The organism is Variovorax sp. Soil_C_19 (assembly GCF_057657255.1).
The window spans coordinates 277129-291614 of sequence record NZ_JBDGIV010000004.1; the positions used below are offsets into that span (position 1 = coordinate 277129).

The 14486-nt window shown below is 66.4% G+C and carries 12 protein-coding genes; all 12 read left to right on the plus strand.

Annotated features, from left to right (window positions below; all coding sequences use genetic code 11):
* The first annotated feature begins 23 nt into the window (after nt 1–23).
* The 12 genes from rseP to carB all read left to right on the plus strand — a co-directional run bounded on the left by rseP (nt 24) and on the right by carB (nt 14478).
* Nucleotides 24–1394 (plus strand): RIP metalloprotease RseP, encoded by a 1371-nt coding sequence (rseP, locus tag AC3A6R_RS11080; RefSeq protein WP_487859313.1) that lies wholly within the window; start codon nt 24–26, stop codon nt 1392–1394.
* A gap of 38 nt (nt 1395–1432) precedes the next feature.
* Nucleotides 1433–3868 carry an outer membrane protein assembly factor BamA gene (gene bamA / locus AC3A6R_RS11085; RefSeq protein WP_487859312.1) on the plus strand — a complete coding sequence of 812 codons (2436 nt, stop codon included), beginning with the start codon at nt 1433–1435 and terminating at the stop codon, nt 3866–3868.
* Nucleotides 3869–4414, plus strand: a complete 546-nt coding sequence (locus tag AC3A6R_RS11090) for an OmpH/Skp family outer membrane protein (protein WP_487859311.1) — start codon at nt 3869–3871, stop codon at nt 4412–4414.
* 13 nt (nt 4415–4427) lie between these two features.
* Complete coding sequence (lpxD, locus tag AC3A6R_RS11095; RefSeq protein WP_487859310.1) at nt 4428–5405, plus strand: UDP-3-O-(3-hydroxymyristoyl)glucosamine N-acyltransferase; 978 nt, start codon at nt 4428–4430, stop codon at nt 5403–5405.
* Between the two features lie 22 nt (nt 5406–5427).
* A complete protein-coding gene (gene fabZ / locus AC3A6R_RS11100) occupies nt 5428–5877 on the plus strand; it encodes a 3-hydroxyacyl-ACP dehydratase FabZ (RefSeq protein WP_280816786.1) in 450 nt (149 codons plus the stop codon).
* A gap of 22 nt (nt 5878–5899) precedes the next feature.
* Nucleotides 5900–6688, plus strand: coding sequence for an acyl-ACP--UDP-N-acetylglucosamine O-acyltransferase (lpxA, locus tag AC3A6R_RS11105; protein WP_487859309.1), 789 nt, complete (start codon nt 5900–5902; stop codon nt 6686–6688).
* Between the two features lie 14 nt (nt 6689–6702).
* Nucleotides 6703–7851 (plus strand): lipid-A-disaccharide synthase, encoded by a 1149-nt coding sequence (gene lpxB, locus AC3A6R_RS11110; protein ID WP_487859308.1) that lies wholly within the window; start codon nt 6703–6705, stop codon nt 7849–7851.
* A complete protein-coding gene (gene rnhB / locus AC3A6R_RS11115) occupies nt 7823–8551 on the plus strand; it encodes a ribonuclease HII (RefSeq protein WP_487859307.1) in 729 nt (242 codons plus the stop codon). The genes lpxB and rnhB overlap by 29 nt, the downstream gene beginning before the upstream one ends.
* 7 nt (nt 8552–8558) lie before the next feature.
* Nucleotides 8559–9341 (plus strand): TrmH family RNA methyltransferase, encoded by a 783-nt coding sequence (locus AC3A6R_RS11120; RefSeq protein ID WP_487859306.1) that lies wholly within the window; start codon nt 8559–8561, stop codon nt 9339–9341.
* A 142-nt stretch (nt 9342–9483) separates the two neighbouring features.
* Complete coding sequence (gene carA / locus AC3A6R_RS11125; RefSeq protein WP_487859305.1) at nt 9484–10671, plus strand: glutamine-hydrolyzing carbamoyl-phosphate synthase small subunit; 1188 nt, start codon at nt 9484–9486, stop codon at nt 10669–10671.
* A 25-nt stretch (nt 10672–10696) separates the two neighbouring features.
* Nucleotides 10697–11224: an ORF6N domain-containing protein gene (locus AC3A6R_RS11130; RefSeq protein ID WP_487864410.1), complete on the plus strand. Its 528-nt coding sequence runs from the start codon at nt 10697–10699 to the stop codon at nt 11222–11224.
* Nucleotides 11225–11226: 2 nt separating this feature from the next.
* Nucleotides 11227–14478 (plus strand): carbamoyl-phosphate synthase large subunit, encoded by a 3252-nt coding sequence (gene carB, locus AC3A6R_RS11135; protein WP_487859303.1) that lies wholly within the window; start codon nt 11227–11229, stop codon nt 14476–14478.
* Nucleotides 14479–14486: the final 8 nt, after the last annotated feature.

Below are 14486 nucleotides of genomic sequence, written 5' to 3' on the forward strand. Positions count from 1 at the left end.
CCTGCCGACCGACAAGGATCAGGATGCTCACTGTCATTGCTTTTGTGGTTGCGCTCGGCCTCTTGATTGCCGTGCACGAATACGGCCACTACCGCGTCGCCGTGGCCTGCGGCGTGAAGGTGCAGCGCTTCTCGGTCGGCTTCGGCAAGACCCTTTTCCGCTGGCGGCCGAAGCGCCAACACCCGGGGCAGGAAACCGAATTCGTCATCGGCGCCTTCCCGTTGGGCGGCTACGTCAAGATGCTCGACGAGCGCGAAGGCCCGGTGCCGCCCGAAGAGCGCCATCGCGCCTTCAACACGCAGCCGCTGCGCTCCCGCGCGGCTATCGTGGCCGCCGGGCCGATCGCCAACCTGCTGCTCGCGGTGGTGCTCTACACGGCCGTCAACTGGATCGGCGTGGACGAGCCGGTCGCCAGGCTCGCGCCCCCCGTGGCCGCTTCGCTCGCCGAGGCGGCGGGGCTGCGTGGCGGCGAGCATGTCACGCGCGCCGGCTTCGAAGGCGAACTGGAGCCGGTGGACTCTTTCGAGGACCTGCGCTGGCGCATGACGCGCGGCGCGCTCGACAGCCGCGACCTCACGCTCGAGATCGCGGGCGAAGCCGGCCGGCCCGCGCGCGAAATCGTGCTGCCCCTGAGCCAATTGGAGGCCAAGGACGCCGATCCGCAGATGTTCCGCAAGATCGGCCTGCTGGCGCCCCTGACCGTTCCCGAGATCGGGCAGGTCATGGAAGACAGTGCTGCCGAGCGCGCCGGCCTGCGCAGCGGCGACGTGGTGCGTGTCGTCGGGGACACGCCCATCGTCGACGGCCAGCAGTTGCGCGAGGTGATCCGCAGTTCGATCGACGGCGACCAGCCGCGTGCACAGACCTGGCAGTTGATCCGCGCCGGACAGGCGCTCCGGCTCGAAGTGGCACCCGAAGTGCGCGACGAAGGCGGCACGAAGGTGGGACGGATCGGTGCCTATGTGGGTGCCCCGCCCGAGATGATCATGGTGCGGCAGGGTCCGGTCGAGGGCTTCTGGCGCGGCATCGTCCGCACCTGGGAGGTGTCGGCCCTCACGGTGCGCATGATGGGCAAGATGGTGATCGGCGAGGCGTCGCTCAAGAATCTCAGCGGGCCGCTCACGATTGCCGACTATGCCGGCAAGTCCGCAAGCCTCGGACTCACGCAGTACCTCGTGTTCCTGGCCCTGATCAGCGTGAGCCTGGGCGTGCTCAATCTCATGCCGCTGCCGGTCCTCGATGGAGGACACCTGATGTATTATCTTTGGGAGGGCCTGACCGGCAAGGGTGTCTCCGACGCCTGGATGGAACGGCTTCAGCGCGGCGGTGTCGCTTTGCTGCTGGTCATGATGTCGGTCGCACTCTTCAACGACGTCACGCGGCTCTTTGGTTAACTTTCTGCCGGCCCTTTGCGCGCCGGCCCAATTCTCAGATGAACAAAAACTTCAGTCGCTTTCGCCTGCGTAGCGTCGCCGCGGTGGTGGCCAGCGCCCTGGCGGCCACGGCAGCCTGGGCCGTCGAGCCCTTCACGGTGCGCGACATCCGTGTCGAAGGCCTGCAGCGCGTCGAGCCCGGCACGATCTTCGCATCCCTGCCGCTGCGCGTGGGCGATACCTACAGCGACGAACGTGGATCGGCCGCGATCCGCGCGCTGTTCGACCTGGGATTGTTCAAGGACGTGCGCATCGACGTCAACGGCAATGTGCTGGTGGTGATCGTCGAGGAGCGGCCCACGATCGCCGACGTCGACTTCGTCGGCACCAAGGAGTTCGACAAGGCCGCGCTCCAGAAGGCGCTGCGCGAAGTCGGCCTGGCCGACGGACGCCCGTACGACAAGGCGCTGGCCGACCGCGCCGAGCAGGAGCTCAAGCGCCAGTACGTGAGCCGCAGCCTCTACAACGCGCAGGTCGTGACCACCGTCACGCCGATCGAGCGCAACCGCGTCAACCTGACCTTCACCGTCACCGAAGGCGATTCGGCGCGCATCCGCGAAGTGCGTGTCATCGGCAACAAGGCATTCAGCGAATCGACGCTGCTGAGCCTGTTCGACCAGGACAGCGGCGGCTTCATGAGCTGGTACACCAAGTCGAACCACTATTCGCGCACCAAGCTCAACGCCGACCTCGAAACGCTGCGCTCCTACTACATCACGCGCGGCTACCTCGAGTTCCGCATCGATTCGACGCAGGTCGCGATCTCGCCCGATCGCCAGGACCTGACGGTCACGGTCAACGTCACCGAAGGCGAGAAGTTCGTCGTGGCGGGGGTCAAGCTCGACGGCAACTACCTCGGCCGCGACGAAGAATTCAAGTCACTCGTCACGATCAGGCCGGGCGAGCCCTACAACGGCGAGGAGGTCACCGAGACCACCAAGGCGTTCACCGACTATTTCGGCACCTTCGGCTATGCGTTCGCACGGGTGCAGGCGCGCCCCGAGATCGACCGCGTCAACAACCGGGTGACGCTCACGCTGCAGTCCGAGCCGTCGCGGCGCGTCTATGTGCGGCGCGTGATCGTCGGCGGCAACACCAAGACCCGCGACGAGGTCATCCGCCGCGAGTTCCGCCAGTTCGAGGCCTCTTGGTACGACGGCGACAAGATCAAGCTGTCGCGCGACCGCGTGGACCGCCTCGGCTTCTTCACCGAAGTCAACGTCGAGACGCAGGAAATCCCCGGCACGCCCGACCAGGTCGACCTGACGATCAACGTGGCCGAAAAGCCCACCGGCAGCCTGCAGCTGGGCGCCGGCTACTCGAGCGCAGAAAAGGTCGCGCTGACCTTCGGCATCTCGCAGGAGAACGTGTTCGGCTCGGGCAACTTCCTGGGCGTGCAGGTCAATACCAGCAAGTACAACCGCACCCTGTCGGTGACCACCACGGACCCGTACTTCACGAAGGACGGCATCTCGCGCACGGTCAGCCTCTATCACACCACGACGCGTCCGTACTCGACGACCATCGACGGCGACTACAAGCTCGTGAACCAGGGCGGCTCCATCCGCTTCGGCGTGCCGTTCAGCGAGGTCGACACGGTCTTCTTCGGCATCGGCCTCGAGCGCTATGCCTTCGACCCGAACTCGACGACCTCGTTCTCGGGCCTGTTCACCCCTTCGTCGTACCTGCGCTACTTTCAGTGTTCCAAGGATGCCACCGGCTTCTTCGTGACCAACTGCGACCAGAAGAGTGTCTGGGGTGTGCCGCTGACCATCGGCTGGGGCCGTGACAGCCGCGACAGTGCATTGGTCCCGACCACCGGACGTCTGCAGCGCGCCAACCTCGAGCTCGGGGTGGCGGGCGACATGAAGTACTTCAAGACGAACTACCAGTACCAGCAGTTCTTCGCAATCAACAAGCAGTACACCTTCGCGATCAACGCCGACCTCGGCTATGCCAAGCCGTTGGGCGGCGCGGTCTACCCGATCTTCAAGAACTTCTATGCCGGCGGCCTGGGCTCGGTGCGCGGCTTCGAGCAGAACTCGCTCGGTCCGCGCGACGTGCCGCTGGTCTTCCAGACCGAAGGCGCCGCGCTCGGCGGCACCAAGAAGGCCGTGTTCAATGCCGAACTCAGCACCCCGTTCCCCGGCGCCGGCAATGACCGCACGCTGCGCCTGTACGGCTTCTTCGACGTCGGCAACGTTTTCGGGTCGCGCGCTCCCGGCCTGTCTGAAGAGCAGTACAAGGCGCAGAAGAAGCTGCGCGCCTCGGTGGGTCTGGGCATCAGCTGGATCTCGCCGCTGGGCCCGCTGCGCCTCGCCTACGCCTTCCCCGTCAAATCCCAGAAGGAAGTGCTGGATCCGGCCACCGGCTTCGTTGTGATCCCGAAGGATAGAATCCAGCGCTTGCAATTCCAGATCGGAACGTCTTTCTAAATGAAGCATTTGATTCGCGCCGCCGCTGGCGCGTTGTTGATCCCCGCTTTTGCGCTGGTTGCCGCGCCTGCCCAGGCGCAGGAGACCTTTCGCATCGGCTTCGTGAACCCGGACCGCGTGCTGCGCGAGGCCCAGCCGTCGAAGAATGCGCAAGCCAAGCTCGAGGCCGAGTTCCTCAAGCGCGAAAAGGATCTCGCAGCATTGGGCGAGGCACTGAAGAGCGCTTCCGAACGGTTCGAGCGCGAGGCGCCCACGCTGTCCGAAAGCCAGCGCACGTCGCGCCAGCGCGCGCTCGTCGATCAAGACCGCGACTTCCAGCGCCGCCGCCGCGAATTCCAGGAAGACCTCAACGCACGCAAGAACGAAGAGCTGCAGCAGGTCTACGAGCGCGCCAACCGCGTGGTCAAGCAGGTGGCCGAGGCCGAGAAGTACGACGCGATCCTGCAGGAAGCGATCTACATCAATCCGAAGCACGACATCACGGACAAGGTGATCAAGGCGCTGAACGCCACGACCGCTTCTTCCGCGCCAGCGGGCGGCAAGTAACGCCGCAGACGGCGTGTCGTTGCAGCTCGGAGCCATCGTCAGCGCCCTTGGGGGTGAGCTTCACGGCGACCCGGCGCTCTCGATCGAGCGGCTTGCGCCGCTTCAGAACGCTCAGCCGGACGCGCTCAGTTTCCTGAGCCATCCCAAGTACCAGCAGGAACTCGCGGTCTCCAAGGCCGCCTGCGTCATCGTGGCGCCCGCCATGCGCGAGGCCGCTGCGGCGCGCGGCGCGTACATCGTCGCGGCCGATCCCTACCTGTATTTCGCACGGCTCACCCAGTTGTGGAAGGCCCGTCATGCGCGGCCCGAAGCCGAGCGCATCCACCCGTCGGCGGTGGTCCATCCTGAAGCCGTGGTCGACGCCACGGCGCGCATCGGCGCGCTGTGCGTGGTGGAGCGGGGTGCGCGCATCGGCGCGGGCACGGTGCTCAAGTCGCGCGTCACGGTCAGCGAGGATTGCGTGATCGGCGAACGCTGCCTGCTGCATCCGGGCGTGGTGATCGGTGCCGACGGCTTCGGCCTCGCGCCGCACGAAGGTGCATGGGTCAAGATCGAGCAACTGGGCGCGGTGCGCATCGGCAACGACGTCGAGATCGGCGCCAACACCTGCATCGACCGCGGTGCGCTCGACGACACTGTCATCGAGGACGGCGTCAAGCTCGACAACCTGATCCAGATCGGTCACAACGTGCACGTGGGCAGGCACACGGCCATGGCCGGTTGCGTCGGCGTGGCGGGCAGCGCGACCATTGGCGCGCATTGCACCTTTGGCGGCGGCGCAATTGTGCTGGGCCATCTCACGGTGACGGACGGGGTGCATGTGTCGGCCGCGACCGTGGTCACGCGCTCGATCCGCAAGCCCGGCCAGTACACCGGCATGTTCCCCATCGACGACAATGCCAGCTGGGAAAAGAATGCTGCAACGCTGAAGCAGTTGCACGGCCTGCGCGAACGACTCAAGGCGCTGGAGAAGGCTCCCGAGAAAAAGTGAAGAGATGCAGGAACAGACAATCATGACGACGACGCTCGATATCCATCAAATCCTCAAGCTGCTGCCCCACCGCTACCCGTTCCTGCTGGTGGATCGCGTGCTGGACATGGAAAAGGGCAAGCGCATCACGGCGCTCAAGAACGTGACGATGAACGAGCCGTTCTTCAACGGCCATTTCCCCCATCGCCCCGTCATGCCTGGCGTGCTGATGCTCGAGGCCATGGCGCAGGCGGCCGCGCTGCTGTCGTTCCGTTCGCTCGACATCGTGCCCGACGACAACACGGTCTACTACTTCGCGGCCATCGACGGCGCGCGCTTCAAGCGTCCGGTGGAACCCGGCGACCAGCTCACGCTCGAGGTCGAGATCGAACGCATGAAGGCCGGCATTTCGAAGTTCAAGGGCCGTGCGCTGGTCGGCAGCGAACTGGCTTGCGAGGCTTCGCTGATGTGCGCGATGCGCCAGATCAACTGAGCCTGCGCAGCAACGAAAAGGCATGACGCAGGTTCATCCCACAGCGCTCGTCGACCCGAAGGCAGAACTCGACGCCTCCGTTTCCGTCGGGCCCTACACCGTCATCGGTCCGCACGTGCGCGTGGGTGCGGGCACGACCATCGGCGCGCATTGCGTGATCGAAGGCCGCACCAACATCGGCCGCGACAACCGGATCTTTCAGTTCTCGTCGCTCGGAGCGATACCGCAGGACAAGAAATACGCCGGCGAGCCGACCGAACTGGTGATCGGTAACCGCAACGTGATCCGCGAGTTCTGCACCTTCAACCTCGGCGTGCCGGGGGCGGGAGGCGTCACGCGCGTGGGCAGCGACAACTGGATCATGGCCTACACGCACATCGCGCACGATTGCCAGGTCGACGACCACACCACGCTCGCCAACAACACCACACTCGCCGGGCATGTGCACCTGGCCGACTGGGTCACGATCGGCGGGCTCACGGGCATCCACCAGTTCGTCTCGGTCGGCGCGCACGCGATGGTTGGTTTCGCCAGTGCGGTGTCGCAGGACGTGCCGCCCTTCATGCTGGTCGACGGCAATCCGCTCGCGGTGCGCGGCTTCAATGTGGTGGGCCTGCGGCGGCGCGACTTCTCCGCGGCGCGCATTGCAGCCGTCAAGCAGATGCACCGCCTGCTGTACCGCCAGGGCAAGACGCTCGAAGAGGCGCGCGCCGGCATTGCCGCGCTGGCTGCCGAGTCGCCCGAGGCGGGCGAGGACGTGGCGCTGATGGAGCGCTTCCTGGCCAGCTCGACGCGCGGCATCGCGCGTTGAGGCCGGCGGCACCCATGGTCAAGGACGCGCAGCGGCGGTTCGCGCTGGTCGCAGGCGAAGCCTCCGGCGACCTGCTGGCCGGCCTGTTGCTCGACGGCCTGCAGGCGCGCTGGCCTTCGCTCGAGACGGTGGGCATCGGGGGTCCGCGCATGCTCGCGCATGGCCTCCAGAGCTGGTGGCCGCAAGAAAAGCTCGCGGTCCGCGGCTACATCGAGGTGCTGCGCCACTATGCCGAGATCGCCGGCATCCGGCGCCAGCTCAAGGCGCGGCTGCTGCGCGAATGGCCCGAGCTCTTCATCGGTGTCGATGCGCCGGATTTCAATCTCGACCTCGAGGCCGGCCTGCGCAGCCGCGGCATGAAGACCGTGCATTTCGTCTGTCCCTCGATCTGGGCCTGGCGGGCCGACCGCATCGAGAAGATCCGTGCCGCGGCCGACCATGTGCTGTGCATCTTCCCGTTCGAGCCGGCGCTGCTGGAAGCGCAGGGTGTCGAGGGCAGCTATGTCGGGCATCCGCTCGCCAACGTGATTCCCATGGTGCCCGACCGCGGCGCGGCTCGCGCGGCGCTCGGCCTGCCGCCTGATGCGCAGGTCGTGGCCCTGTTACCAGGCAGCCGCCGCTCGGAGGTGCGCTACCTTGCCACACGCTTCTTCGCTGCCGCCGCGCTGATGCTGAAGGCCAGGCCCGGGCTGCGCTTCGTCGCGCCGATCCTGCCGGGGCTGCGCGTCGAGGTCGAGGCGCTGCTGCAGGCCAGCGGTGCGGCGGGGCGGGTGACGCTGCTCGACGGCCAGTCGCATGCCGCGCTGGCTGCCTGCGACGCGACCCTGATCGCGAGCGGCACCGCCACGCTCGAGGCGGCGCTGTTCAAGCGGCCGATGGTCATCGCGTACAACATGAATTCGCTGTCCTGGCGGCTGATGCAGCGCAAGCAGCTCCAGCCCTGGGTCGGCCTGCCCAACATCCTGTCGGGGGAGTTCGTGGTGCCCGAACTGCTGCAGGAGGCCGCGACGCCCGAAGCGCTGGCGCAGGCCACGCTCGAATGGCTCGATGCGCCCGAGAAGACCGAGGCGCTGCAACAAAGATTTTCAGCGCTGCACGTGCAACTGCAGCGCGATACGCCGACACTTTGCGCCGATGCGATCCAGAAAGTTCTTGAAGGCTGAGCAGGCGCCGCTCGTATGGGACGCGCCGGGCCTGGTGGCCGGCGTCGACGAGGCGGGCCGCGGTCCTCTGGCGGGGCCGGTGGTGGCCGCGGCCGTCATCCTCGACGACCTTCGGCCGATCCGGGGCCTGGCCGACTCCAAGACGCTCACGGCGCTGCAGCGCGAGCGCCTGCACGACCAGATCCTCGCGAAGGCGCTGTGCTGCTCGGTAGCGCAGGCCAGCGTCGAGGAGATAGACACCCACAACATCCTGCAGGCCACGATGCTCGCGATGCGCCGCGCGGTCGAGGGGCTGCGGCTCAAGCCCGCCAAGGTGCTGGTCGACGGCAACCGCCTGCCGACGCTCGATGTGCTTGCCGAGGCCATCATCAAGGGTGATGCGCGCGTCAAGGCGATCTCGGCCGCGTCGATCCTCGCCAAGGTGCACCGCGACCGGCTGTGCGAACAACTGGACCTGGAATTTCCGCATTACGGTTTCGCGGGCCACAAGGGCTACGGCACGCCCGAGCACCTCGAGGCGCTGCTGCGCCACGGCGCCTGCGTGCATCACCGCCGCACGTTCAGTCCGGTGGCTGCGGCGCTGGCGCGCACCGCGACCACGGCGGGTTCGACCATGGCGTTCGAGATTGCGGTGGGACCGGCTGCAGTGCCGATCGGCGCCGCCGAGACCGCGCACCCCGAACTGCGCACTGCGCCGTGATCTGCCCATGACCGAACCCGCTGGCCCGACCCACATCAGCTCGCGAGACAACCCGCTGCTCAAGGACCTGCGCAAGCTGGCGCAGGACCCGGGCGCCTACCGCAAGCTCGGGCGCGTGTGGCTCGAAGGCGACCACCTGTGCCGGGCAGCGCTGGCGCGCGGGGTGCAGCCAGCCCTGGCGGTGTTTTCCGAATCGTTCTGGGCGGCAGCGCCGGCCGAATGGCGCAGCAGTGCCATCAAGACGGTGGTCGTCGGCGACGACCTGCTGCGCGGCGTGAGCGGGCTCGAATCGCCCGCGCCGATGGGCTTCGTGCTGGATCTGCCGGTGCGCCCCGAATTGGTGCCCGGTGCGCCGAGCGTGGTGCTCGACCGGCTCCAGGATGCCGGCAATGCCGGCTCGATCCTGCGCAGCGCGGCCGCCTTCGGGTTCACCCAGGTGATCGCGCTCAGGGGCACCGCAGCCTTGTGGGCGCCGAAGGTGCTGCGCGCCGGCATGGGCGCGCATTTCGGCCTGCGATTGATCGAAGGGGTAGAGCCTGAAGCGCTCGAGGCCTTGACGATTCCGATGGTGGCCACCAGCTCGCACCGCGGCGAATGGCTTCACCAGGCCCGGCTGCCGCATCCGTGTGCGTGGCTCATGGGGCACGAAGGGCAGGGCGTCTCGCTCGCGCTCGAGGCCCGCGCGGCCCGGCACATTCGCATCGCCCAGCCGGGCGGCGAGGAATCGCTGAACGTGGCCGCCGCCGCCGCCATCTGCCTGCACGCCAGCAGTGCCCTTCAGGCGGGCTAGAAGCGCAGTCCGGGCTACAATCGGGGGCTTACTCGCAAATCAGCGTCGCCCGGCCGCCTTCAACGCCATCTTCCCCTTAAGCAGCAGTCCGCAGGCAACGCGCCTGGGGCTTCCGGGCGACCGTAACCATCCGGAGAACCCAGTGCTTTTGTCTCTCAAGGGAAGTTTCCCGCCCGCCATCCTGGCGCTCGCAGACGGCACGGTCTTTCAAGGCAATTCGATCGGAGCCACGGGCTCTACGACCGGTGAAGTGGTGTTCAACACCGCGATGACCGGTTACCAGGAAATCCTCACCGACCCGAGCTACTGCCAGCAGATCGTGACGCTCACGTATCCGCACATCGGCAACTACGGCGTCAACGAGGAAGACATCGAAGCCGACAAGATCCATGCCGCGGGCCTGATCATCAAGGACCTGCCCCTCGTCGCCTCCAACTTCCGCAAGACGGCCACGCTGAACGAGTACCTGGTGGCCGGCAAGACGGTCGCCATTGCCAACATCGACACCCGCAAGCTGACGCGCCACCTGCGCACCCACGGCGCCCAGAACGGCTGCATCCTGGGCCTGGCTGAAGGCGAGGCGGTCACGCAGGCGCTGATCGACAAGGCCATCGCGGCCGCCAAGGCCGCGCCGAGCATGGCCGGCCTCGACCTGGCCAAGGTGGTGTCGGTCCAGCAGACCTACGAATGGACCGAAACCGAGTGGAAGCTCGCGAACGCGAACGGCAAGCCGGGCTATGGGGTGCAGATCACGCCGCGTTTCCACGTGGTGGCCTTCGACTACGGCGTCAAGAAGAACATCCTGCGCATGATCGCCCAGCGCGGCGCACGCATCACGGTGGTGCCGGCGCAGACGCCCGCGGCCGACGTGCTCAAGCTCAAGCCCGACGGCATCTTCCTGGCCAACGGCCCCGGCGACCCGGAGCCCTGCGACTACGCCATCGAGGCCACCCGCGAGCTGATCGAGACCGGCATCCCCACCTTCGGCATCTGCCTGGGCCACCAGATCATGGCGCTGGCCTCGGGCGCGAAGACCTTCAAGATGAAGTTCGGCCACCACGGCGCGAACCATCCGGTGAAGGACCTCGACAACGGGCGCGTGAGCATCACGAGCCAGAACCACGGTTTCGCGGTCGACGAGAAGTCGCTGCCGGCCAACCTGCGCGCCACCCACATCAGCCTGTTCGACAATACGCTGCAGGGCCTTGCGCGCACCGACAAGCCGGCGTTCTGCTTCCAGGGCCACCCCGAGGCCTCGCCCGGCCCGCACGACATCGGCTACCTGTTCGACCGCTTCACCGCGCTCATGGAGGAGCAGGCACGTGGCTGATGCGTCCGCGGTGCTCGACGTCTCGGTGCTCGCGGCATTGCGCGAAGCCGAGAACAAGATCTATGTGCTGCGTGGCCTGAAGGTCATGCTCGCGCAGGATCTGGCCGAGCTCTACGGCGTCGAGACCCGGGTGCTGTTGCAGGCGATGCGCCGCAACCTCGACCGCTTTCCCGCGGATTTTGCTTTTTCCCTTGAGAATCAAGACCTTGCGAGTTTGAGATCACAAATCGTGATCTCAAACAAGGCCGACAGGCCGGGTTCGGGTGGTGCGCGCTACCGCAGCGTCGCCTTCACCGAGCAGGGCGTGGCGATGCTCTCGAGCGTGCTGCGCAGCCAACGCGCCGTGGCGGTCAACATCGAGATCATGCGCACCTTCGTCAAGCTGCGCAGCATGCTGTCGGAGCATGCCGACCTGAAGCGCAGGCTGACAGCGCTGGAACAGAAATACGACCAGAACTTTCGCGATGTCTTCACCGCGATCCACCAACTGATGGATGAGCCGAAGCCCGGCGCCTACGGCGGCCGCGGCATCGGATTCACCAAGGACAATTAAAGATGCCCAAGCGCTCAGACCTCCAATCCATTCTCATCATCGGCGCCGGCCCGATCATCATCGGCCAGGCGTGCGAGTTCGACTATTCCGGCGTCCAGGCCTGCAAGGCGCTGCGCGAGGAGGGCTACAAGGTCATCCTGATCAACAGCAACCCCGCGACGATCATGACCGACCCGGCCACGGCCGACGTCACCTACATCGAGCCGATCACCTGGCAGACGGTCGAGAAGATCATCGCCAAGGAGCGTCCCGACGCGATCCTGCCGACCATGGGCGGCCAGACCGCGCTCAACTGTGCGCTCGACCTCTGGCGCCACGGCGTGCTCGACAAGTACACCGGGGCGGCCACCAACAAGCCCGTCGAACTGATCGGCGCGACCCCCGAGGCCATCGACAAGGCCGAGGACCGCCTGAAGTTCAAGGACGCGATGACCAAGATCGGTCTCGGTTCGGCGCGCTCGGGCATTGCGCACACGATGGAAGAGGCCTGGGCGGTGCAGAAGACGCTCGGCTTCCCGACCGTGATTCGTCCCAGCTTCACGCTCGGCGGCACCGGCGGCGGCATCGCCTACAACCCCGACGAGTTCGAGACCATCTGCAAGCGCGGCATCGAAGCCTCGCCCACCAACGAGCTGCTGATCGAGGAGTCGTTGCTCGGCTGGAAGGAGTACGAGATGGAGGTCGTGCGGGACAAGGCCGACAACTGCATCATCGTCTGTTCGATCGAGAACCTCGACCCGATGGGCGTGCACACCGGCGACTCGATCACGGTGGCACCCGCGCAAACGCTGTCCGACAAGGAATACCAGATCCTGCGCAACGCCTCGCTGGCAGTGCTGCGCGAGATCGGCGTCGACACTGGCGGCTCCAACGTGCAGTTCTCCATCAACCCGAAGGACGGCCGCATGGTCGTCATCGAGATGAACCCCCGCGTGTCGCGCTCCTCGGCGCTGGCCTCCAAGGCCACAGGTTTCCCGATTGCCAAGGTCGCGGCCAAGCTGGCTGTGGGCTACACGCTCGACGAGCTGCGCAACGAGATCACCGGCGGCGCCACGCCGGCGTCGTTCGAACCGTCGATCGACTACGTGGTCACCAAGATCCCGCGCTTCGCCTTCGAGAAGTTCCCGCAGGCCGATTCGCGGCTCACCACGCAGATGAAGTCGGTCGGCGAGGTGATGGCCATGGGCCGCACCTTCCAGGAGTCGTTCCAGAAGGCGCTGCGCGGCCTCGAAGTGGGCGTCGACGGCCTGAACGAGAAGACGCAGGACCGCGAAGTGCTCGAGAAGGAACTCGGCGAGCCGGGCCCCGAGCGCATCTGGTACGTGGGCGACGCCTTCGCCATGGGCCTGTCGGTCGACGAAGTGTTCGCGCTGACCAAGATCGATCCGTGGTTCCTGGTGCAGATCGAGGAGATCGTGAAGATCGAACTCGAGCTCGAGACCAAGTCGCTCGACGACATCGACCGCGACACGCTGCTCGCGCTCAAGAAGAAGGGCTTCTCCGACCGCCGCCTCGCCAGGCAGCTCAAGACCACCGACACGGCCGTGCGCGAGAAGCGCCGCGCCCTGGGCGTGCGCCCGGTCTACAAGCGCGTGGACACCTGCGCGGCCGAGTTCGCAACCAACACGGCCTACATGTACTCGACCTACGAGGACGAGTGCGAGGCCGAGCCGACCGACCGGAAGAAGATCATGGTGCTCGGCGGCGGCCCGAACCGCATCGGCCAGGGCATCGAGTTCGACTACTGCTGCGTGCATGCCGCGCTCGCGATGCGCGAGGACGGCTACGAGACCATCATGGTCAACTGCAATCCCGAGACCGTGTCGACCGACTACGACACGAGCGACCGCCTGTACTTCGAGCCGCTCACCCTCGAAGATGTGCTCGAGATCGTCGACAAGGAGAAGCCGCTCGGCGTGATCGTGCAGTACGGCGGCCAGACGCCGCTCAAGCTCGCGCTCGACCTCGAAGCGAATGGCGTGCCGATCATCGGCACCTCGCCCGACATGATCGACGCGGCCGAGGACCGCGAGCGCTTCCAGAAGCTGCTGCACGAGCTCAAGCTGCTGCAGCCGCCGAACGCCACCGCCCGCACCGAGGCCGAAGCCCTCGAGAAGGCGGCCGAACTGGGCTACCCGCTGGTGGTGCGTCCGAGCTACGTGCTTGGCGGCCGCGCAATGGAGATCGTGCACGAACAGCGCGACCTCGAGCGCTACATGCGCGAGGCGGTCAAGGTCAGCAACGATTCGCCCGTGTTGCTCGACCGCTTCCTCAACGATGCCGTCGAATGCGACGTCGACTGCCTGCGCGATGCCGAGGGCCAGACCCTCATCGGCGGCGTGATGGAGCACATCGAGCAGGCCGGCGTGCATTCGGGCGACTCGGCCTGTTCGCTGCCGCCCTACAGCCTGAGCGCCGAGACCATCGCCGAACTGAAACGCCAGAGCGCTGCCATGGCGGCCGCGCTCAACGTGGTCGGGCTGATGAACGTGCAGTTCGCGATCCAGCAGAAGGACGGCAAGGACGTCATCTACGTGCTCGAAGTGAACCCGCGCGCGTCGCGCACGGTGCCCTACGTGAGCAAGGCCACGGGCATCCAGCTTGCCAAGGTCGCGGCGCGCTGCATGGCCGGGCAATCGCTCAAGTCGCAGGGGGTCACGAAGGAAGTGACGCCGCCGTACTTCAGCGTCAAGGAAGCCGTGTTCCCGTTCGTCAAATTCCCGGGCGTGGACACGATCCTCGGACCCGAGATGAAGTCGACCGGCGAGGTGATGGGCGTGGGCAAGACCTTCGGCGAAGCCTTCGTGAAATCGCAGATCGGCGCCGGCACGCACCTGCCGAAGTCGGGCAAGGTCTTCATCTCGGTGAAGAACAACGACAAGGCGCGCGCGGTCGAAGTGGCACGCGGCCTTGCCAAGCTCGGCTTCGAGCTGATCGCCACCAAGGGCACGGCCGCGGCGATCGCCGCCGCGGGCATCGCCTGCGACACGGTGAACAAGGTGACCGAAGGCCGTCCGCACATCGTGGACATGATCAAGAACAACGAGATCGCGCTGGTCATCAACACGGTCGAGGAGCGCCGCAATGCGATAACCGACTCGCGCCAGATCCGCACCTCGGCACTGCTCGCGCGCGTGACCACGTTCACCACGATCTTCGGCGCCGAAGCGGCCGTCGAGGGAATGGGCTTCATGGACGAACTCGGCGTGATTTCGGTGCAGGAGATGCACGCGCAGCTCGCCGCGGCCGCCTGAGCCTGGCC